This window comes from Bradyrhizobium sp. Ken51, from assembly GCF_055807435.1.
On sequence record NZ_JBVVPB010000050.1, the window covers coordinates 1 to 24,630 of the forward strand.

23 protein-coding genes, 1 other RNA gene and 2 pseudogenes are annotated in these 24,630 nt (G+C 63.3%); 16 read left to right on the forward strand and 10 right to left on the reverse strand.

Going from position 1 to position 24,630, the window contains the following annotated elements:
• On the reverse strand, positions 1 to 840 hold an 840-nt coding region (locus AC0L27_RS38320), incomplete at its 3' end, for a 1-deoxy-D-xylulose-5-phosphate synthase N-terminal domain-containing protein (RefSeq protein WP_473323036.1).
• A gap of 377 nt (positions 841 to 1,217) precedes the next feature.
• Between AC0L27_RS38320 and AC0L27_RS38325 the strand changes: the two genes are divergently transcribed.
• From AC0L27_RS38325 to AC0L27_RS38345, 5 genes are all read left to right on the forward strand, one after another.
• On the forward strand, positions 1,218 to 1,538 hold the full coding sequence (locus AC0L27_RS38325; protein ID WP_026232773.1) for a DUF4164 domain-containing protein: 321 nt from the start codon (positions 1,218 to 1,220) through the stop codon (positions 1,536 to 1,538).
• Complete coding sequence (locus tag AC0L27_RS38330; protein WP_007599950.1) at positions 1,535 to 1,918, forward strand: cell division protein ZapA; 384 nt, start codon at positions 1,535 to 1,537, stop codon at positions 1,916 to 1,918. Before AC0L27_RS38325 ends, AC0L27_RS38330 begins: the two co-directional genes overlap by 4 nt.
• Positions 1,919 to 1,966: 48 nt before the next feature.
• Positions 1,967 to 2,126, forward strand: a non-coding RNA gene (gene ssrS / locus AC0L27_RS38335) — 6S RNA.
• Between the two features lie 190 nt (positions 2,127 to 2,316).
• Positions 2,317 to 2,913 (forward strand): 5-formyltetrahydrofolate cyclo-ligase, encoded by a 597-nt coding sequence (locus AC0L27_RS38340; protein ID WP_275174300.1) that lies wholly within the window; start codon positions 2,317 to 2,319, stop codon positions 2,911 to 2,913.
• Complete coding sequence (locus AC0L27_RS38345) at positions 2,891 to 3,715, forward strand: TIGR00282 family metallophosphoesterase (protein WP_275174298.1); 825 nt, start codon at positions 2,891 to 2,893, stop codon at positions 3,713 to 3,715. Before AC0L27_RS38340 ends, AC0L27_RS38345 begins: the two co-directional genes overlap by 23 nt.
• A gap of 218 nt (positions 3,716 to 3,933) precedes the next feature.
• On the opposite strand, the gene AC0L27_RS38350 is transcribed toward AC0L27_RS38345, so the two are convergent.
• The 5 genes from AC0L27_RS38350 to AC0L27_RS38370 all read right to left on the reverse strand — a co-directional run bounded on the left by AC0L27_RS38350 (position 3,934) and on the right by AC0L27_RS38370 (position 10,851).
• The gene (locus AC0L27_RS38350; RefSeq protein WP_473323038.1) at positions 3,934 to 5,277 is read right to left on the reverse strand and encodes a c-type cytochrome; all 1,344 of its coding nucleotides are present in this window, start codon (positions 5,275 to 5,277) and stop codon (positions 3,934 to 3,936) included.
• Positions 5,274 to 7,451: a xanthine dehydrogenase family protein molybdopterin-binding subunit gene (locus AC0L27_RS38355; protein WP_354209427.1), complete on the reverse strand. Its 2,178-nt coding sequence runs from the start codon at positions 7,449 to 7,451 to the stop codon at positions 5,274 to 5,276. The genes AC0L27_RS38350 and AC0L27_RS38355 overlap by 4 nt, the downstream gene beginning before the upstream one ends.
• An 8-nt stretch (positions 7,452 to 7,459) precedes the next feature.
• Positions 7,460 to 7,924 (reverse strand): (2Fe-2S)-binding protein, encoded by a 465-nt coding sequence (locus AC0L27_RS38360; protein ID WP_275174292.1) that lies wholly within the window; start codon positions 7,922 to 7,924, stop codon positions 7,460 to 7,462.
• A 445-nt stretch (positions 7,925 to 8,369) separates the two neighbouring features.
• On the reverse strand, positions 8,370 to 10,262 hold the full coding sequence (locus AC0L27_RS38365; protein WP_354209426.1) for a sensor histidine kinase: 1,893 nt from the start codon (positions 10,260 to 10,262) through the stop codon (positions 8,370 to 8,372).
• A gap of 253 nt (positions 10,263 to 10,515) precedes the next feature.
• Positions 10,516 to 10,851, reverse strand: coding sequence for a hypothetical protein (locus tag AC0L27_RS38370; RefSeq protein WP_245286150.1), 336 nt, complete (start codon positions 10,849 to 10,851; stop codon positions 10,516 to 10,518).
• A gap of 177 nt (positions 10,852 to 11,028) precedes the next feature.
• Between AC0L27_RS38370 and AC0L27_RS38375 the strand changes: the two genes are divergently transcribed.
• Together AC0L27_RS38375 and AC0L27_RS38380 are read left to right on the forward strand one after the other, a co-directional pair.
• A complete protein-coding gene (locus tag AC0L27_RS38375) occupies positions 11,029 to 11,292 on the forward strand; it encodes a hypothetical protein (protein WP_275174286.1) in 264 nt (87 codons plus the stop codon).
• A gap of 108 nt (positions 11,293 to 11,400) precedes the next feature.
• Positions 11,401 to 11,649 (forward strand): hypothetical protein, encoded by a 249-nt coding sequence (locus AC0L27_RS38380; protein WP_275174284.1) that lies wholly within the window; start codon positions 11,401 to 11,403, stop codon positions 11,647 to 11,649.
• 801 nt (positions 11,650 to 12,450) lie between these two features.
• Here AC0L27_RS38380 and AC0L27_RS38385 read toward each other — a convergent pair.
• A complete protein-coding gene (locus AC0L27_RS38385; RefSeq protein ID WP_354256175.1) occupies positions 12,451 to 13,875 on the reverse strand; it encodes a methyl-accepting chemotaxis protein in 1,425 nt (474 codons plus the stop codon).
• Between the two features lie 109 nt (positions 13,876 to 13,984).
• Positions 13,985 to 15,733, reverse strand: coding sequence for a methyl-accepting chemotaxis protein (locus AC0L27_RS38390; protein WP_354209424.1), 1,749 nt, complete (start codon positions 15,731 to 15,733; stop codon positions 13,985 to 13,987).
• A gap of 205 nt (positions 15,734 to 15,938) precedes the next feature.
• Between AC0L27_RS38390 and AC0L27_RS38395 the strand changes: the two genes are divergently transcribed.
• The 8 genes and pseudogenes from AC0L27_RS38395 to AC0L27_RS38430 form a co-directional block, all read left to right on the forward strand.
• The gene (locus tag AC0L27_RS38395; RefSeq protein ID WP_354209423.1) at positions 15,939 to 16,685 is read left to right on the forward strand and encodes a YebC/PmpR family DNA-binding transcriptional regulator; all 747 of its coding nucleotides are present in this window, start codon (positions 15,939 to 15,941) and stop codon (positions 16,683 to 16,685) included.
• Between the two features lie 71 nt (positions 16,686 to 16,756).
• Entirely contained in the window at positions 16,757 to 17,284 is a 528-nt protein-coding gene (ruvC, locus tag AC0L27_RS38400; protein ID WP_275174276.1) for a crossover junction endodeoxyribonuclease RuvC, read from the forward strand.
• Complete coding sequence (gene ruvA / locus AC0L27_RS38405) at positions 17,281 to 17,898, forward strand: Holliday junction branch migration protein RuvA (RefSeq protein WP_354209421.1); 618 nt, start codon at positions 17,281 to 17,283, stop codon at positions 17,896 to 17,898. Before ruvC ends, ruvA begins: the two co-directional genes overlap by 4 nt.
• A 50-nt stretch (positions 17,899 to 17,948) precedes the next feature.
• A complete protein-coding gene (locus AC0L27_RS38410; protein ID WP_354209420.1) occupies positions 17,949 to 18,425 on the forward strand; it encodes a hypothetical protein in 477 nt (158 codons plus the stop codon).
• Positions 18,422 to 19,474 (forward strand): Holliday junction branch migration DNA helicase RuvB, encoded by a 1,053-nt coding sequence (gene ruvB, locus AC0L27_RS38415; RefSeq protein WP_354209419.1) that lies wholly within the window; start codon positions 18,422 to 18,424, stop codon positions 19,472 to 19,474. Before AC0L27_RS38410 ends, ruvB begins: the two co-directional genes overlap by 4 nt.
• 129 nt (positions 19,475 to 19,603) lie before the next feature.
• Positions 19,604 to 20,521, forward strand: a complete 918-nt coding sequence (locus tag AC0L27_RS38420; RefSeq protein ID WP_473323045.1) for a metallophosphoesterase — start codon at positions 19,604 to 19,606, stop codon at positions 20,519 to 20,521.
• A 56-nt stretch (positions 20,522 to 20,577) separates the two neighbouring features.
• Positions 20,578 to 20,766, forward strand: coding sequence for a type II toxin-antitoxin system VapB family antitoxin (locus tag AC0L27_RS38425; protein ID WP_354063124.1), 189 nt, complete (start codon positions 20,578 to 20,580; stop codon positions 20,764 to 20,766).
• A 21-nt stretch (positions 20,767 to 20,787) separates the two neighbouring features.
• Positions 20,788 to 20,865, forward strand: a pseudogene (locus AC0L27_RS38430) (acyl-CoA thioester hydrolase); the annotation flags it as partial.
• Here AC0L27_RS38430 and AC0L27_RS38435 read toward each other — a convergent pair.
• Together AC0L27_RS38435 and AC0L27_RS38440 are read right to left on the reverse strand one after the other, a co-directional pair.
• The gene (locus tag AC0L27_RS38435) at positions 20,847 to 22,550 is read right to left on the reverse strand and encodes a recombinase family protein (RefSeq protein WP_369726407.1); all 1,704 of its coding nucleotides are present in this window, start codon (positions 22,548 to 22,550) and stop codon (positions 20,847 to 20,849) included. The pseudogene AC0L27_RS38430 and the gene AC0L27_RS38435 sit on opposite strands and share 19 nt — an antisense overlap.
• Positions 22,551 to 23,350: 800 nt before the next feature.
• Positions 23,351 to 23,511, reverse strand: a pseudogene (locus tag AC0L27_RS38440) (IS256 family transposase); the annotation flags it as partial.
• A 357-nt stretch (positions 23,512 to 23,868) separates the two neighbouring features.
• On the opposite strand from AC0L27_RS38440, the gene AC0L27_RS38445 reads away from it, so the two are divergent.
• Complete coding sequence (locus AC0L27_RS38445) at positions 23,869 to 24,033, forward strand: hypothetical protein (protein ID WP_473323048.1); 165 nt, start codon at positions 23,869 to 23,871, stop codon at positions 24,031 to 24,033.
• Positions 24,034 to 24,630 lie beyond the last annotated feature (597 nt).

Sequence of the window (24,630 nt, forward strand, 5' to 3'; positions counted from 1 at the left end):
CTCCAGCGAAATGCCGAGGTTTTCCTTGGCGGCCTTGAGTTCGTCGGCGCCGAGCGCTTCGCCGTGGACCTTGTTGGTGCCGGCCTTGTGCGGCGCGCCGAAGCCGATGGTGGTGCGGCACGCAATCAGCGTCGGCTTGTTTGATTTCTGCGCGCGCGCGATCGCGGCTGATATCGCGGCCTGGTCGTGGCCGTCGATCTTTTCGGCCGCCCAACCCGCCGACTTGAAGCGCTTCACCTGGTCCACGGAATCGGAGATCGAGGTCGGACCGTCGATCGAGATGCCATTGTCGTCATACAGCACGATGAGCTTGTTGAGCTTCCAGTGCCCGGCCATCGCGATCGCTTCCTGCGACACGCCTTCCATCAAATCGCCGTCGGAAGCGATCACATAGGTGTGGTGATCGACGATCTTCCTACCGAACTCGGCGGCGAGCATCTTCTCGGCGAGCGCCATGCCGACGGCGGTGGAAATGCCCTGGCCGAGCGGACCGGTGGTGGTCTCGATGCCCTTGGTGTGGCCGTGCTCGGGATGTCCTGGTGTCAGCGATCCCAACTGGCGAAAGTCCTTGAGCTGGTCGATCGTCATCTCGGGGCTGCCGATCAGATACAGCAGCGAATAGATCAGCATTGAGCCGTGCCCGGCCGAGAGCACGAAGCGGTCGCGGTCCGGCCAGTCCAGCGCGGCGACGTCGAATTTCAGGAACTGCGTGAACAGCACGGTCGCCATGTCGGCGGCGCCCATCGGTAGGCCCGGATGACCCGATTTCGCCTTTTCGACGCCGTCCATGGCAAGGCCGCGGATCGCATTGGCCATACGGTTGTGATCGACCTGCGTCATGTCTGAAAATCCGTCTGAAATGAGGCGCTTGTGGCTGGATTCGCCGCGCCGGAAGGAGCCTTTCGGCCGCTGGGGTCGCGGCTGGGATAGCATCTCGGTTCCGGCAGGCCAAGGCAATCAAACGCCGGTTTGGCCGCAAAAGTTGCTTACGGCATGATCCGGAAAAGTGGAGGCCGGTTTTCCGGCCAGATCATGCCCGGCAGGAACTGATAGATCGGGGTGAAGCCCATCCCGATCTATCAGTGCATAGTTTCGTGGCGGCGTTGCGCTCCGCTAGCTTGCCACGTAAATTTCTGCTTCTAACCGCTTGCCGAACCGAGTCTTTTGCCGGACGGCAAGCCCCCCGGGGATAGGCCACAGGTTCCGCCGCTGACTGCATGAACGATCGCGTATCCAACAGCTCTGCCATGACCGAGTCCTCGGCCGTCGAGATCGAGATCGCGACCCGCAGGCTCATGGCGGCGCTCGACTCGCTCGAAAGCGCGGTGGAGCGGCGGCGTGACGCCGATCGCGACGAGAACGAGCTCGCGGCGCGGATTCAGGCGCTGGGCGCGGACCGCTCGCGCCTTGCCGACGAGCTCGACGGCGCGCTGGTGAAGGCGCGCAAGCTCGAGCGCTCCAGCCGCGAGATCTCCGATCGGCTTGATTCCGCGATCGTCACGATACGTTCGGTGCTCGATACCGGAGAGGACGGATGAGCCACATCAACGTCACCATCAACGGCCGGCAATACCGCATGGCCTGCGAGGAGGGCCAGGAGGTGCGGCTGCTCAAGCTCGCCGAAAGCCTGGAGACGCGGATTCAGTCGCTGCGCGGAAAGTTCGGCGAGATCGGTGACGCCAGGCTCACCGTGATGGCGGCGCTGACCGTCTGCGACGAATTGGTCGACGCCGGCAACCGCATCCGGACGATGGAGCAGGAGCTGACCGAATTGCGGGATTTCCGCAACGCCGCCGTCGAGCGCGCCCGCTTGACCCAGACCGCGGTCGTGAACGCATTGAACTCTGCGGCCGAGCGCATCGAGAAGTCGACCCAGGTCCTGAACCGGACCGTCGGCAACGGGATCGCCATCGGCTGACCCTTCACCGGGCTGGCGATTCGTCAGCATCGTTGTTACATTGCCCAAGCGGGGCTGCGACGCGCGTCAGGAGCCATTATCCCCGGGGCCTTATCGATCCTTTAGGGAACTGTCCCTGGCCGGGCCCGTGGGCTCGGACATATGGTGCCCACCTACTTTCGTAGGGAACTCCGGGATCGAGTGCTTCAACGGCGTTCGCGGCTTCGCACTTTTGTTGCTTGGCAATGCGTTCTTGTCGAATGGCCCACGACAAACCGGCAGTGTCATGCCCCGGCTTGACCGGGGCATCCAGTACGCCGCGGCGTCGACGTTTGATTACTGGTGTCTCTGGAATACTGGATCGCCCGCTCCGCGGGCGATGACGGCGGAGCAAGGCTCAGCCTTCGGAGCAAGCGCGCATGACCAACACCAAAGCCGAACTCCGTGCCAAGGCCCTCGCGGCGCGCGATGCGCTGAGCGAAAAGAAACGCACCGCCGCCGCCGCCAAGCTCGCCAAGCGCGGGCTGCCGTTCCAGCTCCTGCCTGGCAGTATCGTATCCGGCTATTCGCCGATCCGCAGCGAGATCGATCCGATGCCGCTGCTGAAGAAGCTCGCCGAGCAGGGCGCCAGGCTCGCGCTGCCTTGCGTCACCGCGCGCGGCCAGGCGCTGATCTTTCGCGTCTTCCATCCCAACGATCGCCTGATGCTCGGCCCGCTCGGCATTCCCGAGCCGTCGCCTGGGGCCGCTGAAGTCATTCCCGACATCATGCTGACGCCGCTCGCTGCCTTCGATCGCCTTGGCCATCGCATCGGTTATGGCGCGGGGCACTACGACCACACTTTCGCGCATCTGCGAAAAGCCAAGACTATCGTCGGCATCGGGCTCGCTTTTGCAGCGCAGGAGATCAAGGCGGTTCCGGCACTAGCCCACGACGTCGCGCTGGATTATGTGCTAACGGAATCCGACGTATTCGATTTCCGGAGTTCTGAAGTTGCGCATTCTGTTCGTGGGTGATGTCGTCGGCCGTGCCGGGCGCAATGCCATCGCCGAATATCTGCCCGGCATGGTCAAGGACTGGTCGCTCGATCTCGTCGTCGTCAACGGCGAGAATTCCGCCGGCGGCTTCGGCATCACGGAAGCGATCTATCAGGAGTTTCTCGACGCCGGCGCCGACGCGGTGACGCTCGGCAATCACTCGTGGGACCAGCGCGAAGCGCTTGTGTTCATCGAGCGCGCCGAGCGCCTGGTGCGGCCGGCGAACTATCCGCGCGGTACGCCCGGCCGCGGCGCCGCATTGGTCGAGACCAAGAACGGGAAGCACGCGCTCGTCGTCAACGCGCTCGGCCGCGTCTTCATGACCCCGTTCGACGATCCCTTCGCAGCGCTGGAGCGCGAGCTCGGTGCCTGTCCGCTCGGCGTTGCCGCGGACGCCATCGTCGTCGATTTCCATTGCGAGGCGAGCAGCGAGAAGCAGGGCATCGGCTTCTTCTGCGATGGCCGCGCCAGCCTCGTCGTCGGCACCCACACCCATGTGCCGACCGCCGATCATCAGATCCTGTCGGGGGGCACCGCCTACATGACCGATGCCGGCATGACCGGCGACTACGATTCCATCATCGGTATGCAGAAGGAGGAGCCGCTGCGCAGGTTCACGTCAGGGATCCCGTCAGGGAGGTTCGAGCCGGCAGCGGGTGCCGCGACGCTCAGCGGCGTCGCGGTCGAGACCGATGATGCGACTGGCCTGGCACTGCGCATCGCGCCGGTGCGCGCGGGCGGCCGGCTGGAGCCCGCGACGCCGAAATTCTGGTTGAGCTGAAGCGACAAATTCAGTGTCGTCCCGGCCTAGTGCGCAATTGCGCACGGGGGCCGGGACCCATAACCCCAGGAAGTAGTGTGAGGCACAGCTCCCACTCCGAATCTTCGCCAAACGACTTCCTGTGGGTATGGGTCCCGGATCTGCGCTCCGCTCCGCTACGCTTGTCCGGGACGACAGTAGAGATTGACGCGCGATTGCGCATCAATCCCGCTGCGCCACTACTCCGCCGTCTGCTCCCTCAACTCCGCAACATCCTTCGCCGTGAGCTTCGAGCCCTTCGTCCCGAACCGCGCCGTGACATAATTCGCGACCGCCGCGATCTCGTCATCGCTATACGCGTTGCCGAACGCGGGCATCGATAGTGCCCCGTCCGGCGTGTGGCGCTTGGTGCCTGACAGCACGATCTGCGCGACGTTGGTGGCGGCGGGGTCGTTGACGGCCCAGGTGCCGGTCAGCGTCGCCATCGGCGAGACCGGGCTCTCGCCGCTCCAGCCATGGCAGCTGGCGCAGGCGCTGGCGAACATCTTCTTGCCGCGCGCGTCCGCCGTGACACCGTCCTTGTGCGAGGCGGGCGCAACGGGTGCGGTGGTTGCGGGCAGGTCGGGCGAGGGCTGCGGCGGCACGCTGCGCAAATAAGCGACGATGCTGCTTATGTCCTCAGGCGCGAACTGGCTAAAACTGTGGTCGACCGCTTCACCCATCGGACCCGACGCCGAGCCGTGGCCCGGCGCATGGCCAAGCGACAGATAGGAGATCAGGTCCTCGTCGCGCCAGTTCCCGAGACCAGTGGCCTTGTCGGAGGAGATGTTGAAGGCGCGCCAGCCGGCCGTGATTGCGCCTGCGAATTTCTTGCGGTTGTCCAACGCAAAGCCGAGATTGCGCGGCGTGTGGCATTCGCCGCAATGCGCCAGCGCCTCCACGAGATAGGCGCCGCGATTCCACTCCGGGCTCTTCGACGTATCCGGCGCAAAGCGCGTGTCGGGATTGAACACGGCCGACCAGACAATCATGGCCCAGCGCTGGTTGAACGGGAACGACAGCGTGTTCTCGGGCGGCTTCGCACGCACCGCCGGCAGGCTGAACAGATAGGCCTTCACTGCCAGCACGTCCTCGTCGGTCATGTAGGTGTAGGACGTGTACGGCATCGCCGGATAAAGCCGGGCGCCGTCATGGCGCTTGCCGCGCTGGACCGCGTTGAGGAAATCCTGGTCGCTGTAATTGCCGATGCCGGTGTCCTTGTCCGGCGTGATGTTGGTCGAATAGAGCGTGCCGAACGGCAGCTTGAAGCCGAGCCCGCCGGAATAGTCCTTCTCGCCCGGCTTGCTGTGGCAGACCATGCAATCGGCCGCCTTCGCGAGATATTCGCCGCGCTCGACGATGCCAGCCTTCTCCAGCTTCGCCGGCACGCCGGCCGGCTTGCCCGCGCGATAATCCGCCAGCCCCACCTTGGGGCCGCCGGCGAAGTCGAGCGGGCCGGGGCCGCGGATGAACCAGACGCCGAGTCCCGCCAGCACGATGGCGATCACGACGATGCCAGTGAGGATACGCATCTTGCCGCTCATGCCTTTTTCCCCGCAGCCAGCAGTTTCCGATCGATCGGCAGGCGCCGCAGCGCGACGCCGGTTGCCGCGTAAATGGCGTTGCGCAGCGCCGGCGGTCCAGCATTGACGCCGGCCTCACCGATGCCGCCGGGCGCCTCGCCGCTCTTGACGACGAAGACCTCGATCTTCGGAGTCTCGTTGATGCGCATCATGCGGTAGTCGTGGAAGTTCGACTGCTGCACGCGGCCCTTCTCGATGGTGATCTCGCCATAGAGCGCGGCGGTGAGGCCGAACACTAGCCCGCCCTCGATCTGCGCCTTCACCGTATCAGGATTGACCGCGATGCCGGTGTCGACCACCGAGGTGATGCGGCGGAGCACGATCTCGCCGATATCGTCGATCTCCGCTTCCACCACGGTGGCGAGGAAGCTTGCAAACGACGGCTGGACGCAGACGCCGCGACCGACGCGCGGTGGCAGCGGTTGGCCCCAGCCGGATTTCTCGGCCGCGAGATTGAGCACCGCGAGCATGCGCGGATTCTTCGTCAGCATCGAGCGGCGGAATTCGACCGGATCCTTGCCGGCCTTGCGCGCGAGCTCGTCCATCGCGCATTCGACCGCGAACACGTTGTTGTTCGGACCGACGCCGCGCCAGAAGCCGGTGGGCACCGCCGGCGGTTCGGCGCGGACATATTCGACATGGAAGTTGGCGAAGTCGTAGGGCGCATCCACCGCGGCATCGACCGCGTCGATGTCGATGCCTTTCTGGAACGCCGGCGGCAGCCAGCGCGCCAGCACGGCGGAGCCGGCGACCTTGTACTTCCAGGCCGCGACCTTGCCGTCGACCAGCGACGCCGTGACCTGGTCGCGGTAGACCGGGCGATAGACGTCGTGCTGGATGTCCTCCTCACGAGTCCATATCACCTTGACGGGATAGTCGACCTGTTTTGCGATCTTCACGGCGGCGACCACCATGTCCGGTTCGAGCTTGCGGCCGAAGCCGCCGCCGAGCAGATGCTGGTTGACGATCACCTTGTCGACGGGGAGGCCCGCGGCCTTCGCCGCCTCCGACTGCACGCGCGTCATGATCTGCGTCCCGGTCCAGATCTCGCAGGCATCCGGCCTGACGTGAACGGTGGCGTTGATCGGCTCCATCGAGGCGTGCGCCAGGAACGGCAGTTCGAAGCTCGCCTCGAACCTGTCGCCGCTCGCGAGCCCCTTGGCGATGTCGCCGACCGATTTCGCGACCACGCCGTCCTTCGCGCTGGCGGCGCGTAAATGCTGCCAGATGTCGTTTGTGCTGAGCTTCGCGTTCGGTCCCTCGTTCCACTCGATCTTGAGTGCATCGAGGCCTTTCTTGGCGGCCCACATGTGGTCGCCGATCACGGCGACCGTGTCCTCGAGCACCACGACCTTGCGCACCCCCGGGATTTTCACAGCCGCGCTGTCGTCGACCTTGCCGACCTTGCCGCCGAAGACCGGGCAATTGGCGATCGCGGCGATCTTCATGCCGGGCAGGATTGCGTCGATGCCGTAGACGGCCTTGCCGTTGACCTTGTCCGGCGTGTCGAGCCGCTTCAGGGGCTGGCCGATGATCACGAAATCCTTGGGGTCCTTGAGCGGCACGTCCTTCGGCGGCGTCTTGCCCTGTGCGGCCAGTGCCAGTTCGCCATAGCCGAGCTTGCGGCCGCTTGCGGCATGCACGACCTCGCTCTTCGATGTCGTGCAGCTTGCAGGCTCGACCTGCCATTGCGCCGCTGCGGCCTGCACCAGCATCGCGCGCGCGCTCGCGCCGGCAGTGCGCAGCGGCTTCCACCAGGCACGAATCGAGGTCGAACCACCCGTGGCCTGCAGGCCGAAGGCGGGATTGGCGTAGAGCTGGTCGTTGGGCGGCGCGTGCAGCACCGCAACCTTTGCCCAATCCGCGTCGAGCTCTTCGGCCAGGATCATCGAGATCGAGGTATAAATGCCCTGGCCCATCTCGACCTGCGGCATGATCAGGACGGTGCGGCCAGTGTCTTCGATCCGGATGAAGGCGTTCGGCGCGAACTTGCCATCGGTGGTGTCACGCGGCTGCTCCGGTTCGTTGACGGCGGCGCGCAGCGGCAGATGGAAGGCGAGCAGGAATCCGGTCGCGAGACCGCCAGTTAGCAGCGAGCGGCGGGAAACGTCGGGAAGAGTCTTGTCTGCGATCATGGCGGACCTCATGACTGGCGGCCGGAGGCGGCCTGCTTGATGGCCTCGCGGATGCGCACATAAGTGCCGCAGCGGCAGATGTTGCCGGCCATCGCGGCGTCGATGTCGGAATCGTCAGGGCTGGGCGTTGCCGCCAGCAGTGCCGCGGCCGCCATGATCTGGCCGGACTGGCAATAGCCGCACTGGATCACTTCGGCATCGAGCCAGGCCTTTTGCACCTTTGCGCCGGCCGGCGTGCTGCCGACATGCTCGATCGTGGTGATGGCGCGGTTCGCGACCGCGCTGACCGGCAAGACGCAGGAGCGGACTGCCTTGCCATCGACGTGCACGGTGCAGGCGCCGCACTGCGCGATGCCGCAGCCGAATTTGGTGCCGGTCATCCCGAGGACGTCGCGCAGTACCCACAGCAGCGGCATTTCAGGTGGCGCGTCGAACGATTTCGTTTCGCCGTTGATGGTGAGAACAGTTGCCATATGCATCCCCTTGCTCGCTCGATCGCTTACGGCGATCTAGTCAGCGAATTCGCGCGCACAATAATCATATCGATGCGAAACGATGAAGCGTCGACATGTCCGGCAATGCATATTTGCGGAGCGTGAGCGTCAGGCCATGACGTTCACGAATTTGTGCGGCGATCGCTGCAGTGATTTTGGGCTAATTGATATGATAATCGTCATTTTCTGACGTTTTTCTGAGTGGGCGATCGTTGATCGCCGCAGATGATCGTGCGAATGCACAAAATCATGCGATGACGAAACTCGTGCGATTATGGAAGTCAGACGGCGAGCACTTCTGACGCGATCAATTGCAGCGGCTCATTGTTGTGCCCTCTCCCCTTGTGGGAGAGGGCAGCGACGCCGGTAGACGCAGGCTCACTCGGGTGAGGGGTCGGTCTCCGCGTATGGGCGCCGTTTTGAATCAACCGACAAAGGGAAGCCTGATCGTGAACGAGGCGCCGCCGTGCTCCCGATTACTCGCTGATATGAACCCGTTGTGCGCTTCGATGATGGTGCGCGCAATGGACAGGCCCATGCCCATGCCTTCGGCTTTGCTGGTGTAAAACGGCTCGAAAACCTGTTTCAACTTGTCTTCTGGAATGCCGGGTCCGCGATCTGATACGGATAGCTCGGCGAATTGATCGGCGCGCGCAGTCCGGATGCTGATAGTGCGGCTTTCGGGAGACGTGTCCTTCATAGCCTCGACCCCGTTCAGCACAAGGTTCAAAATGACTTGTTGAAGCTGAATGCGGTCGCCGAGGATCGGTAGCGCATCGGACGTGATCACGTCGACCATTTCGAATTTTCGGCTGACGGTTAGTGCCGAAAGAAATCTCACCGTCTCTTGCACAACCTCATTGAGGTCCAGTTGCTTCAATTCGAACGGCGCCTTTTTAAGGAGGCTGCGCATCCTGCGAATGACCTCGGTGGCACGCCGGTCATCCTGTACAATATCGTTCACAATTTCCCTGAGTTCAACAACATCAGAAAGTGCAGCGATATCGGGACGCTGCGATTGCAGGATCGCGGCTGCGGTTTCGGCGTTCGTCAGAATAGACCCAAGCGGCTGGTTGATCTCGTGAGCAATCGAGGCGGTCAGTTCACCAGCGGTCGCGAAGCGATTGACGTGGGCCAGTTCAGCCATCCGCTGTCGCGACTGTACTTCGGCGAATTGACGCCGACGATGCTCAAATAACAAAAGTGCGATCAGTCCCGCTTGCGCGAGGACAAGCGCGATAGTGAACGTGATTTGCCACCAATATCGCTCCCACAACGTGGGCTCCCGGAAGTAGACGGCGCTACCGGGCGGCAGATCGCGCTCGGCAATTCCCCATCGCTGCATTTGTCGCCAGTCGAATATGGGAGATGCAACGTCAACGAATGATGGCTTGATGTCGGCGATCTTTTCGCCATTGAGGATGCGAAGCGCGACCGTGGCGGCTTTGGTGCTTTGCTCAACCACGGAATGCATGGGGCCACCGACGATGCCGTCTCCAAAAAAAGATTGGTCGTGAGTAAAGATCGGCGCGTTGGCCACCTTGGAAAGTTGGAGTAACGCGCCGGGCCCCTCATACGCCACGCCCGCGGCGTCAACATTCAGCAAGAGCCAGAAGATCGCACTATGTGGCGGGAGGGTCGCTGCGTCCTTCTGAATTTCTTCAAATGAAAGTTCATTGTAGTATCGAATTTGTACTCTCCCCGCCAGCGGCGCGGTTCGTCGGCGCGTCTCTTCCAGCCAATACGTTTCGCTTGGAGATGCTCCGATTACGACTGCAATTGTGGTTGTTAGAGGCAAGACGCTCAGAATATTTTCGAAGAACTCGATGGTGTTGTTGGTAGACCCTACCACGGTGTCATTTTCGCCCAATTTATCGAAGGCCACGCGCCGCCGCTCCACAGCCGTCAAGACCATCGGCGTATTTGGAAAAAGCTCTTTTCGGTGCCGCTGGACAAAATTGGCGGCTGGGGCGCCAATGGACATGATCAGATCGGGCGGGTTCTGGGTATTAAGGGCGTGAAGATAATCGACGAACGGACCATCTGATTTGTCGTTATTCAGGCGAGCAACCACAAGCGAGTGGTCCTGAAACTCCACTTTGCTGTGCCGACTTATTTCAGATCGAATGGCCTCTGCATAAACGGTCCAAGGCTTGAACCGAAGGCCGAACGAATGCAGCATCAGAACACGTTTCGGCGCTGGATCAGCTGCATAACTTTGGCCTGTCGTCGCGACCAACAATGCGACGGTCAACGCAGCGGTGAGGTTCCGCACGGGACGGGTCCGCCATGGTGAGGGAGGCAGCCAGAAAAGCATCGCACTCCAAGCCCCGATCCAGGTGGAGCACCGTAACCGCTCGATTAGATTAGCAACAAGGGGAAACTGCGGGGCAATTCTGACACAAGCAGGTCCGCAAGACCCGCGCGCTGCGTTGTGTACACTGATCTATGTAATTTAGGGGGATGATTCTTGAATATCCTCGCAACAGGCCGTCGCGCGGTCCGCACAAGGCCACGCCCTCGAAAGGACCCGCACAGTGCGAAGCCGCGCGATCGCCCGTCGCCACGGATTAATAGGCGCAAATATAGTTCCCGTAAGCATCGTAGCAGCTGCGGCGGTACGCAGCAGTGCCAAGGGCAGCCGCGCCTACCGCTGCCGCCCCTACACCGTAGCCCCGATAGCCATAGCCGCGATAGCCGCCCCGATAGCCGTAGCCACGGTAGCCTGCGCCGCGCACTGCAACAGCGCCGCCGCCTCGCGGTCCTCGAACTGCGACCGCACCGCCGCGGTATCCGCCGCCACCCCGATAGGCACCTCCGCCGCGCCGAGCCTCGGCATCATCGGGGATCAAGCAGGCGGTGAGCAAAACGAAAGCGGCAAGAGAAGCGAGAATATAGCGGAGCATGATGGAACCCTTCCATGAATTCATTGAGCCCCGCGCGCGAGATTGCGGCTCACTCCGGGCGTGAGGTTGATGTAGATCAATCGAACCCGCGCACTGCGACCCCTACGCTATGTTCAGCCGCACCTGAGGCGGCTTCCGTCACTTTCGGTGACGCAAGTGCGAAAAGGGAGGTCCGCCATGCATTCGAGAAAGCTTCGTTCGATCAAGTCCGCGACTGTTGCCGGGATTGCTGCCAGCGCCCTGTTCGGGCTTGCAGGTCTCACCCTCACTCCAGCCCCGGCCAATGCGGTCGTGTACTGCCAGTACACTGCTTACCCGGCGGGCTGCGTTGCCCGGGCAGGCGTCGTGCTCAGCCCGCGCCCGGTGGCGCGCGCCGCAGTCCGTCATAACGCCGGTGGCAATGCGAATGGTGGCGTCAATCGCGTTGGAGCCCGGCGGTAAAGGCCGGTTTCACAAGCCAGGAAGAAGCCGTCATCGTTTCGTCCCGGTGGCGGCTTTTCTTTCTCTGGCGGGGATAGGCCACCGGTACCGCCGGGGCGGCATTACGGCATGAAACACACTTGGTACGTCACTTTTGAGGTGCCGCCGGACGGCACACTGTCACGACGGCGACATCCGCGCCTGACCAACACGTTTGAAAGCGAAGCAGCAGCCAAGGATTTTGCGCGAACCAAATTTAACGACGGACTGGTCGTCACTGCAGGGACTATCATCCCTCACTTTCCGAGAGTGTCGATCCCATCGACCGAAATCCCAAAATGGCTTGAAGCACCGAACCAAGTTGATCCAGATCAATAAGGAGGCCACCGACGCTGGTGACATGCTCTGAGGGGGCAGCAACCGGGAGCCTGAACATGAATGAACGTTCGGAGCCGAAACAGGTCTGTCGTCGCAACGCACTCACTTTCATGGGATGCGCAGCGGTCTTTGGGCTAGTGGCCTCGCCCGTGAGTTTGACGCTGTCAACGGCGGAAGCTCAGACCACGGCGCCGACCGCCACGACCACCACGCCGCCAGCGGACGCGCCCAAGTCGGGCACAGAACGCCGCCAGGAGCGGCGCAGCGGTCGAACCGAGCGGCGACAGGAACGCCGGACCGGCCGCACAGAGCGGCGCCAAGAGAGGCGTACAGGACGCGACGAGCGACGGGACGCTCGCGATGGCACCCCGGCCACCACGACGACCACAGAGCAGAAAAAGTAGGCCGTTCATCGGGCAAAGCACAGCGACCGGGCCGCCTCAACGGAGGCCCGGAAGGCCCTACAGCGCGCCGCCAGCGCCGGGCTACCGGAAAGCGGGGCAAGCCCGTCTGTCGCATTCAGTAGGCCCGCAGCGAACCCGCGCGGCCTGAGGGCGGCTCGCATCGCGTGGCTCCCACAAGGAGAGCACGGAAGAGGAGGTGCTGGAAATTTCGGAATAATAGCACTCTACGCCTGTTTTGCCCGACGGCGCAACGCCCCACGAGGCGCCTGGACCGACGGATTCATCTGGAGCTTAAGTCATTGATTCTGCTCGCCCCGGCTACTGTGCATGGGGTTGTTTCGACGTTTTTGAATCAGGGAGGCCATTCGTCGCCGCTGCAAGCGCGTCGCGACGACCGTCAGCTCTGCCGAAAGCCCATCCGGAACGCGCCCCAGTGCTTGCCGCGGATCATGATCGGTGAGGACAGATCCTTCATGAGCACGAACTGACCGCCGCCCATGTCGCGGCGATAGGTCTGCAGCAGGAACGGCTTGGTGTTCGCAGCGACCTTCTGCACCGCGCGATCGGTGAACAGGCGGCGGTTGCGGCAATTGGCGTTATTCCAGACCGGGTCCTTGCCTTGCGGCAGGCGGTAGTTCGGGTTGTGCGTCGGCAGATAGCCGCCCTTGGCCCAGGCGACGCAGAACACGATGCGGGGATCGGACTTCTGGATCGGATCCTGGATCGCGGGCAGCACGCGGTCGGTGAAGTCGACATAGTCAGTGTTGTATTGCTTGGGATCGGTGCCGGGGATTTCCCGGTAGTTCTCGTCCATGAACTGGTCGAGCGTGATCTCGCCGCGCCCGATGGCGGCTTCGAACTCGTCGGAGATCCGCTTTGCGGTCTCGACGACAAGACGGATCAGCGGTGCATCCGACGTCTCGACGCCGCTGTCGGCGATCAGCGCGATCAGGCCTTCAGACGTGTCGAGCAGTTTGGTCACGCGCTGATCGGCATTCTTGAGATCGCGCGACGAAAGGTCGACGCCCTTGGCGAGCTCGTTGAGCTCGCTGATGACGGTGTCGCAATGTCCGAGATTGGAGGTCGCCGCGCGCGTGACGCTGCCGATCTCCGCTTCCACGGAGGCGAAGCCCTGCTGGACACGCGAGATGATGCCGGAGATCCGCTGGGCGCCTTCGCCGGCGGTCTTCGCGCGCTGCGAGGCATCGCTGCTCTCGCCGATCAGGCCTTCGATCTGGCCGTCGAGATCGCGCACGGTGTCGGAGATCTGGTGCGTGGCCTGGCGGGTGGCTTCCGCGAGGTTCTTGACCTCGCTTGCGACCACCGCGAAGCCGCGGCCGGCATTGCCGGCGCGTGCCGCCTCGATGGTGGCGTTGAGCGCGAGCAGGTTGGTCTGCTTCGCGATCGCCTCGATCGAGCCGGACACTTTGGCGACTTGTGCCAGCGCGGAGCCGACTGCGCTCAGCCGCGCCTCAATCCGCTCCACCGCTGCAACGAGCTCGGAAATGTGGCTGACGGCGGCGTCGACCGCGCCGCGCGACTGCGCGATCTCGCCGACCGCTGCTGACGTGGTCGTTTGCACCGCCTGCGACGCATTGGCGATGTCGTGATTGGCCGAGACCATCGTCTCGGCGGTTTCCTGGAGATGATGAAACCGTTCCGACTGGTTCGCGACGCGGTTTGCGACTTCCTGGACGTTGCCGGCGATGTCGGCGAGTTCCACGCCGAGGCCGCCGATGCGATCGGCGAGCTGATCGATCAGCCGTTCGGCAAGCGTTCGGTTGGAGCCGGTGTCCAGTACTGCAAGTTGTACGACGGACATGTCTTGAGAGTCCTCCAGTCAGAGCCGTTCGCCGGCTCTCCGCGGCATTCCCATTCCAATTCCGGTCTTAAGAGGTGATTCGCGCGTTGGCGTCTTGCCTGAGCGCGCACTAGAGCTTGTAGGCCGTCCTGAATCCGCCCCAGTGCCGGCCCTGCACGCGAATCGGAACGTCGATCTCGCGCATCATCACCGTATTTCCGTTGCCCATGTCGCGCGCATAGCTCTGCACCAGATACGAGCGCAGGTTGCGCGCGGCAGCCAACCCCGCCGGATCGTTGAAGATCCGCCGGTTGCGGCTGTTGGCCGTGTTCCAAGCGGCATCGCCCGGCCGCTGCGGATGCGAATAGATCCTGTTGTGCACCGGCAGGAAGCCGTTGCGATCGACCATGGCGCAGAACGCCAAGCGCGGGTCCTTTGCCAAAAAGGCTTCCTGGAACGCCGGCAGCGCGCGGTCGGCCCAGTGCAGATATCTGGTGCGGTACTGCTGCGGATCGGTTCCGGCGATTTCGGCGTAGTCAGTGTCGAAGAGGTCATCGATCTTCACCTCGCCGCGGGCAACCGCCTGCTCGAAGATCGCGGTCAGCGCGTTGCCCGCTTCCATGGCGCGGGTCACGAACTCGGTGTTTTCTTCGTGGATCGACCAGAGCCTGTCCTCGATCTTCTCGCTGAGCGCGGCATCGGGATTGACGAATTGCGCGCGGGCGCCGGCCTTGGATTGCTCGATCACGCGCAGGCGGCACGCCCCGACGTCTTCGAGGGTGCCTTCGATCATGGCTTGCGATGCAAGGCGGCCCGCGTCGGCGCCGCCGATCAGCACGCCGTCCATCGATATCTCGTAGACCGGCAGCACGCCGCGAGCGGTTTCGAGCTTGAGATGGCAGGGCAGCCGCTCGGTCTTGCGGCGGTCGTCGTGCTCGCTCTGGCGGAGCAGCACGGCACAGCGCGATTTCAGTTTCTGTGCGAAGGCGGTCACGGCCTTGCCTGCGCTGGCGACGTTCTCGCCGTGGTTCTCGGCCGCCTTGGTCGCAGCATCGATCTCGGCTGCGCTTTCGCCGACCGAGATGATGAACTCCGACGCGCTTGTCGCGTTGCCGGAGACTTCGCTGGTGGTGGCGTTCTGTTCGGCGACCGCGCCGTTGACGGTCTCGAACACCGGGCGTATGGCCTCGATCGCCTGCGAGATGCGGTGCACCGCATCCGCGGAGCCGGCAGCGTCGCGCTGCAGCGCGTCGATCTTTTTGGTGATTTCCTCCGTCGCGCCTTGGGTCTGCACCGCGAGTGCCTTGACCTCGGTGGCGACGACCGCAAAGCCTCTTCCCGCAGCGCCCGCGCGCGCGGCCTCGATGGTCGAGTTGAGCGCGAGCAGCGTCGTCTGCCGTGCGATCTGTGCGATCAGATTGACGACGTTGCCGATGGCGGCCGAAGATTCGCGCAAGCGATCGACATTGGCGCGGGCTTCCTGTGCTGCGGCGCTGGCCTCGTCGGCGAGCTTGCCGGCCTCGCGAACCTGCGCGCCGATGCCCAGCGCCGACTGGGTGAATTTGTCGGCGGCATGGGCGAAGGTGGAGGCGTTCGATTGCGCGGCGTTGGTCCGGCCGGTCAGGGCGTCGGTGCGGTCGCGAATGGCGGCAAGCGTCGTGGCGGTGGCCTCGGCGCCGCCGGCCACCGAATTGGCGGCGCGCTCGAGCTGGCGAATCATGGCGCCCAGCTCGAGTTCCAGCAGTTCCAGAATTTCCTTGGCCGAATCGCCTTCGACGGCCGCCGCGGGCTCGGAATGGGCCACCGGCTGCGCAGCCTGCGGGGCAGCCGCAGTTGCAGCCATGTCCGGCAGACGCTTCCGAAATAGTCCGAATGCCATCAGGTCTCTCTTGTCGGGGGACGGTCGGACGCTATTTTCGCAGGCTGGAATGAAATCAGGGTTAACGATGCCTGACATCTAGGCACGGTCCAGTACGGTGTTACCTTAAAGTCGTAGAGCCTCTTTCTTTCCAGTGGGGGGGCGGCCTATAAGGCCGCGCTTCCCACGCTCACCTTGGCGCACGAGTCCCTAGAGAAGATCACGCATGGCCGGACATTCCCAATTCAAGAACATCATGCACCGCAAGGGGCGGCAGGATGCCCAGAAGTCGAAACTGTTCGGCAAGCTGGCGCGGGAAATCACCGTCGCGGCCAAGCTGGGGACGCCCGACCCCAACATGAACCCGCGCCTGCGTGCGGCCATCATCGCGGCGCGCCAGGAGAACATGCCGAAGGACAATATCGAGCGCGCCGTCAAGAAGGCGCTCGGCAGCGACGGCGAGAATTATGACGAGATCCGCTACGAGGGTTACGGCCCCGGCGGCGTTGCCGTCATCGTCGAGGCGCTGACCGACAATCGCAACCGCGCGGCTTCCGACATCCGCTCCTTCTTCACCAAGTCCGGCGGCAATCTCGGCGAAACCGGCTCGGTCTCCTTCATGTTCGACCGCACCGGCATCGTCGAATATGACCGCAGCGTCGCCTCCGACGATGCGGTGCTGGATGCCGCGATCGAGGCCGGCGCTGACGACGTGGTATCGAGCGAAGGCGGCCATGAAATCTATGCCTCGACCGAAGGCTATCGCGACGTCGCCAAGGCGCTGGAGGCCAAGTTCGGCGAGCCGCGCAAGGCCGCGCTGATCTGGAAGCCGCAGAACACGGTCGCGGTCGACGACGAGACCGGCGAGAAGCTATTGAAGCTGATGGACCTGCTCAACGAGCACGACGATGTCCAGCACGTCTACGCCAATTTCGAGGTGTCGGACGCGCTGCTGGCGAAGATGGGCGGGTAGGGGGCCACTTCCCCTGTTACTTCCGTTCTGTTTCTGTTTCCCCCACGGCGGCCAGCCGCTATCACTGGCCCATGACGACGCTCCCGATTCGTGGCCCCGTTCGCATCATCGGCATCGACCCTGGCTTGCGCCGTACCGGTTGGGGCGTGATCGAGGCCGAGGGCAACCGGCTGATCTACGTCGCCTGCGGCTCGGTGGAGCCGCCGGACGATTTGCCGCTGGCGAGCCGGCTGCTCGCGATCCATGAGGGGCTCGCCGCCATCCTGTCCGGTCACAAGCCGATGGAAGCCGCGGTCGAGCAGACTTTCGTCAACAAGGACGGCGTCGCGACGCTGAAGCTCGGCCAGGCCCGCGGCGTCGCCATGCTCGCGCCCGCGATGTTCGGCATCAGTGTTGCCGAATACGCGCCGAACCAGGTGAAAAAGACGGTGGTCGGCGCCGGTCATGCCGACAAGCAGCAGATCGCGATGATGCTCAAGATTTTGCTGCCCAAGGCCGATCCGCCGTCCGCGGACGCCGCCGACGCGCTCGCTATCGCCATCACCCACGCCCATCATCGCCAGAGCACCGCGCTGCGGCTGAAGGTGGCTGGGTTATGATCGGCAAGCTCAAGGGCCTGATCGATTCCTACGGCGAGGATTTCGTCATCCTCGACGTCGGCGGTGTCGGTTATCAGGTGCACTGCTCGACGCGCACGCTGCAGCATCTGCCCTCGCCGGGCGAGGCCGCCGTGCTGTCGATCGAGACCTATGTCCGCGAGGACCAGATCAAGCTGTTCGGCTTCCGCAGCGACCAGGAGCGCGAATGGTTTCGCCTGCTCCAGACCGTGCAGGGCGTCGGCGCCAAGGTCGCGCTCGCCGTGCTCGGCACGCTCCAGCCGTCCGATCTCGCCAACGCGATCGCCTTGCGCGACAAGGCTGCGGTGGCGCGCACGCCCGGTGTCGGCCCCAAGGTCGCCGAGCGCATCGTCACCGAACTGAAAGACAAGGCGCCGGCCTTTTCCAATGTCGATCCGGCTGTCGTGCACCTCGCCGGCGCCGTCGACGACCAGCGCGCGCCGCGGCCGGTGGCGGATGCGATCTCCGCGCTGGTCAATCTCGGCTACGGCCAGCCGCAAGCTGCCGCCGCGATCGCATCGGCCTCGCGTAGCGCGGGCGAGAGCGCCGGGACTGCGCAGCTCATCCGGCTGGGCCTGAAGGAGCTGTCGAAGTGAGTGCGGCCCGCGCCAATCCTGTCGCCATTCTTTTTCGTCGCCTTTCGCGCGTGGCCGGCATCGTCGCGATCTTCTCCGTTGTGGGGCCGCTGACGGTCGCCGCGCTGGTCTCGGTGATGGTGACGACGCTTGGTGCCGCGGTGCTGCAGATGTTTCTTGCGCTCCTCGAACTGGAGGCACTGCGCACCCTGGTTTCGGTCGCGGTCGTGCTGCTGGCCATCGCGACGATTCTCGCCTCGTTCCTTCCTGCAGTCGCCGCCGGCTTGATCTTCGCACTGGCTGCGGTCTACGCCGACCTCAACATGATCTGGATGGCGTGGCTCGCCGCAGCCGTGGCCGCCGCCGGCTTCGTCGGGTTTGGCATGTTCGTTGTTCCTGCCGAAACTTCGGCGGTGATCTTGCCGAGTGTCCGTTCCGCGCCTGAGGCGCTGAAGCTTTCCGCCATGCTCGCCATCGTCGCTGTCATCCCGGCCAGCCTGTGCTGGTGGCTCGCGAAACCGCTGCACCGTGTTATCCTGCCCGCATGAGCACGCCTCCCCGCATGGTCACCCCCGAGCGCCGCAACGATGATGTCGGCGACACTGCGCTGCGCCCGCAATCGCTGTCCGACTTCGTCGGCCAGCAGCAGGCGCGCAAGAATCTGTCTATCTTCATCGAGGCGGCGCGCAAGCGCGGCGAGGCGCTGGATCACGTGCTGTTCGTCGGCCCGCCGGGCCTTGGCAAGACCACGCTGGCGCAGATCGTGGCCAAGGAGCTCGGCGTCGGCTTTCGTGCCACGTCGGGCCCGGTGATCGCCAAGGCCGGCGATCTTGCGGCGCTGCTCACCAATCTCGAAGAGCGCGATGTGCTGTTCATCGACGAGATCCATCGCCTGAGCCCGGCGGTGGAAGAGGTGCTCTATCCCGCGATGGAGGATTTTCAACTCGACCTCATCATCGGCGAGGGCCCGGCGGCGCGCTCGGTGAAGATCGAGCTATCGAAATTCACCCTTGTCGGCGCCACCACCCGCGCCGGCCTGCTCACCAATCCCTTGCGCGACCGCTTCGGCATTCCGATCCGGTTGAATTTCTACACGATCGAAGAGCTTGAGAGCATCGTCACCCGGGGCGCCCGCGTGCTCAACGTCGGCATGAGCGCCGATGGCGCCAACGAGATCGCGCGCCGCGCCCGTGGCACGCCGCGTATCGCCGGCCGGCTGTTGCGCCGCGTGCGCGATTTTGCTTCGGCGGCCGATGCCGACAGGATCGATCGCAAGATTGCCGACCACGCGCTGAGCGCGCTCGAGGTCGACGCCGCCGGCCTCGATGCCATGGACCGCCGCTATCTCACGACCATCGCGCAGAACTATGGCGGCGGCCCGGTCGGCGTCGAGACGATGGCCGCCGCGTTGTCCGAGCCGCGCGATGCGATTGAGGACATCATCGAGCCCTATCTGATCCAGTGCGGCTATCTGCAGCGCACCCCGCGCGGCCGCCTGCTCACCTCGCACGCCTTCCGCCACCTCGGCATCAGCGAGCCCTCGCGCGATGCGGCGGCGCAGTTCGGCCTGTTCGGCACCGACGAGAGCGACGACTGATCTGCGCAAGTGCAGACTGCTCGGGCCGTCATGAATTTCCGGTCATCTCGTGCAGATGGTCTGCACAAACGCACCCCATTTCCGCTCCAATAGGGTCGCATCAAGAAGCCGCATCACGATCGGGCTGCCATGATCACGCGCCGTCATTTCTTCCGTTCCATCGGCGGCCTGTCCGCCCTCGGCGTCTCGACCGCGGCCTATGGCGTCGGCGTCGAGCCGATGCTTCGGCTTCGGGTCACCCGCTATCATCCGACGCCGCGGCAATGGCCGGCGGATTTCCCGCTGAAGATCGCCGTGATCGCCGACATCCATGCCTGCGATCCCTGGATGTCGCTGGAGCGGATCGAGGCCATCGTCGATCGCACCAACGCGCTGAACGCGGATATCATCGTGCTGCTCGGCGACTATGTCGCCGGCCTGCACCAGGTCACGCGCATCATTCCGGCGAACGAATGGGCCAAGGTGCTGGCCGGCCTGAAAGCGCCGCTCGGCGTCCATGCCGTCATGGGCAATCACGATTATTGGGACGACAGGACCGTGCAGCGGGTCGGGCACGGGCCGACGGTCGCGCATCGCGCGCTGGAGGCGGCCGGTATTCCCGTCTACGAGAACGACGTCATGCGGCTCGCGAAGGATGGCCGCGCATTCTGGCTCGCCGGGCTCGGCGATCAGCTCGCCTTTCTGCCGGCGCGACGCTTCCGGAGCACGGGGCGCTTTGGCGCCGACGATCTCGACGCGACGCTTGCCAAGGTCACCGACGATGCGCCGATCATCCTGCTCGCGCATGAGCCCAATGTCGCGCCGCGCGTGCCCGCCCGCGTCGCGTTGCAACTGTCCGGGCACACCCATGGCGGTCAGGTCCGTCTGCTCGGCTGGTCGCCGGCGGTTCCGCCGCAGCACGGCCTCCGGCTCGCCTATGGTCATGTCCGGCTGAAATGCGACGTCATCATCTCCGGCGGCCTCGGTTGCAGCATCATGCCGCTCCGCGTCGGCGTGCCGCCTGAGATCGTCGAAGTGACGCTGGGGCGGGGGGCCGTGGTGTCCTGACGACGGGGCGTGAAAACTACGTCAGATGATGCTACATCTGATGTGGAGGAGCGCTCATGATTGCCACGATTTCAATTGACGATGAGCTTTTCGCAAAGGCACGGCAGTTTACCGGCCTTGGAGAGTCATCTGCCGTCATCGAGCAGGTATTGAGGGCGTTCGTCCAGATGGAAGCTAGACGCCGTCTTGCGCGCGCAGGAGGGACTCAATCTGATGCGCATGCGCCGCCACGTCGTCGCCCCTGATATTCCATGAGTAGTAGCTTCATGTCTCATCTCGACGGCGAGATTCGCGACGGCCGCCACCACATGCAGGTCCGCGTCTACTACGAGGACACGGATTTCCCTGACTTGCCGTTGTCGTAGTATGCAAACGTGCTGATCTCTCGCTCCTTGCTGCGGTTTTCGGGAAAAAGGTTCTTTCCGTAAAGCGCGGAGCTGTTCAGGTAGGGCGTATATTCGTAGGGCATACGCTTGCGAACCGGATGCACTACTATGCATTCAATCAAGTTGCGGAAGGCAATGCGAGTTTCGATCGCCTTCGGATTGGTTTTGAGCGCGGTAATAAGCTTTCTAACCTCCGAGCGGTATCGGTCATTGAATTTCGGGCGATCGAAGCCACTCACATTTTCTCCGCCACCGCCCAGCAGCCGCAAGCGCTGTTCAACGCTTTCCCGCTCCAGGTCGCACTCATCGATCCGCTTGAGCAATTCGTCCGGCTTGCGGCGGCTACTTGCGATGGCATAAGAGAGGCGTTCGATCTCGGTAGTCAATACGCGGTGTCGACGCTCTAGCTTACTGTGTTCGCTGCCATTGTTCCGATCGTTTTTGCGCTCCTCCTTCCAAGCACGCATCGCCTCTTCAATGGCTTTCGGCGAAAGCAATTTCGTTTGGATTTTCTCGGAGGCATCCTCGAGCAGAACGTCCATATCAAAGCTACGGGTGTGCTCGCAGGTGCCCCGCTGATGCGCGCTCGCGCATGCCGCGCGCGGTGCACCGTTACGCGAGGATTGAGCGATTCGCATATGGCCATTGCAGACGCCACACCGGAGCACACCGGCAAGCGGGTGCTCAGTGTTGCGCGGACTCACGGCGCGACGCCGCGGCTTGCCAGTCGGTCCGAACATAGATACGGCGCGCACGCTACGAACCTTCTGCGCTACATCCCAGAGCACTTGCGGAACGATCCGCAGCTCTGGCTTTTTGACTATAATGTGGCGTTCTGCCGGATTGCGGCGCTTCTGCTTCTTCTGCGTCTCTGGGTTGAGAATTGTCGAGCGAACGTTCCAATGTATCTCGCCGATATATAATTCGTTGCCGATAATGCCGCGACCATGCCGACCGCCTGTGATGCACTGATGGTTCCAGGTAGTGCGGCCGGCCTTGTTCTTGTGACGAGTTGCCCCTGGTGAGGGCACGCCTTCGCGGGTGAGGTCAGCGGCGATAGTTCGGGTCGAGCGGCCCGCTGCATATTCATTGAAGATGCGGAGCACGATCTTTGCTTCGTTCTCATCGATCACGCGTTCGCCGGGCGCGCCCGGCCTCGGCCGATAACCATAGGCGTATGAGCCAGGAATTCTTCCGTTGGCAACAGCGTTGTCATGGCCGCGCCGAACCTTTTCGGCGAGCTGCGGCTTGTAAATCGTGTTGTACAGACTTGCGATGCTGATGTCAGTGGCGGTCGCGTAGACTCCTTTCTGATCCATCAGCTCAACGCCGTTGAACTCGAAAACCTGCTTGAGACGCTGGATGGTTGCGGGATCGCGCGACAAGCGGTCGTAATGCTCAACGACGACTACGTCAAACTCCTGGTTTCGCACACCGTTGAGCAAGCGCTGATAGCCGTCCCGCGCACCTTCGGTAAGACCAGATTTTGCGGCATCCACAAACTCGCCGATGACATCGAGGTTGTTGCGCAATGCGACCTTGCGGCAGAGTAATAGCTGACCCTCAATCGAGCTCGCCTTTTGCATGTCGCTCGAATAGCGCGCGTATATTACGGCCGTTTTCTTCGATGACGGTGTCGTCATGCCGGTCCTCTATCGGCTGCCCCGAGCCATGATTTTCATCCCGTGCGATCTGACGTCCGATGGCGCGCGCCAACTCAAACCAGATTTCCTCATTGTCCGGATTATCCCAGCTCCGAGGATGGGAGGGGGCAAGCGGTCGAATGGTCGCTCGTTGTCTTCGGAATGATCGGATGCGGGTAGGCATTTGCAAACTCGCGAGCGGAAGCTAGCGTAAATTTCCGCGCTGCGCTACGGCCAAGCCGCAGCGATTACTCGCAACGCTCCCTCATGCTGACTTCGGCAGCGTCGAATGAAAATGAAATTCGTCAAGTGCCGCAGCGTGCGTGAGGGCACTCCTGGCGATGAGGCGCGTAGTCCAGAGCAGAAATGCTAAGCAAAGCGGAGTAAAAATACTTGCGGGTGGCGGCGGCGTAAGTTTGTTAGCGGGTGCGGGTGCGGGTGCGGGTGCGGGTGCGGGTGCGGGTGCGGGTGCGGGTGCGGGTGCGGGTGCGGGTGCGGGTGCCCGGTGCGTAGGAGCCGTCCTCGGTTCCCCAAAGATTGTAGTCACTGCCGCAGAGCCCCGGCGAACTGTAACGTTCAGCCCAGACGCGGTGGTCCGAGCCCAAGGACCCTTCGATGATTGGGTCTTTTCTTATTCCGCTTGTTCGATCGCTCTTGCGTCGAGGCTCCAAGAGCCAGCAATCGCGTCTTCGTGAGCTCCGCAGTAGGGCGCGAAAAGCACTGTCAGAAATACTCGTGTTTCTCAGCATGCTGTAACTGGCGCTCGGGCAACCGATTCGCCGGCAAGAGAGCCGGGCCGGTCAGCTGGCGGCCGGAAGGCTGACGCGCGAATCATCGCTCAAAGGCGCGATGGTTTCCAGTGTCATGTAACGGGCACGCTGGACGGCCCATTCATCGTTCTGTTCGAGCAGGACCGCTCCAATGAGGCGAACCATGCCTCCTCGTTGGGGAACATGCCGACCATATGTCCAAACCGGTTCACAGCCTTGCTGCACCACATCGACAAAGACGCTCTGCTTCGGGCGTTTCGACGACAAAAGCCGGCAGGCCGGCGCGGAGGTCGGCGGGATAACGGAGGCAAAGTACGAAGAGGGGCTCACGGATCAATCCGCGATCTCTGCGCACGGTCCACACTGTCCCTACCGGCTACAGCCGGTGCGGCGCGTCTACGTCCCCAAGCCGACGGGGGTAGGCAGCCTCTCGGTGTGCCGGCCGCTAGAGGACAAGATCGTCCAAAACGCGGTCGCCGAGGTGTTGGGCGCCGCCTATGAGGTCGAATTCCTCGGGCCTACGGCTTCCGGCCGCGCGGAATCCTCAGATGGAGCTTGATGCCCCTTCATCCGGCTATGAGGACATATCCAGTGTCTTCGATTCGGTCGACCACGAGTGGCTGCTGCGGATGGTGGCGCACAGGATTGCCGATCCTCGTATCCTGCAGCTCATCGAGCTGCGGCTGCGAGCTGGCGTTCTTGAGAGCGGCTAGAAGCAAGACACACGCCGCAAAGGGCAGGATCAGTCCGCTCCTTTCCAACATCTTCCTGCATTGCATCCTCGATCTCTGGGTCGACCACTGGAGTGGTCGCCATGCACGCGCTCGCGTTGTGACCGTGCGCTTTGCGGACGACGTCGTCATCGGCTTCAAGAGCAAGGCAGATGCCCAGGAAATGCTCTTGGCCCTCAAGGCGCGACTGGCCGACGCTCCATGCGGACAAAACCCGGTTGATCGAGTTTGGCGCGGTTCGCGGCCCTCCCGCGTCAGCCGCGCGGCGAGCGGTGGCCGACACCTGCGCCTTCCTGGGGTTCACTTACTGTTGCGGGCGGACCCGAGATGGCCGGTTCATCGTGAAGCACAAGACCGAAGGGAAACGCCTGTGCTCTCGAGCAACATCACAAGTCTCGCGCGGTTCATGCGGGCGTCGCGCGTCGACAAACGTTGGTATAGGTTCTGCAACCCGTTCTATATCGCCCGCTTACCTCTGTAGAGTTGAGCTGCCCGTCGGCTTGTCTGTAGTTTCAGCGTCGAAGCTGGATCGTCCGAACGGTGGGGCGGCGCGAAATCCTAAGCTGAGTTGATAAGTGT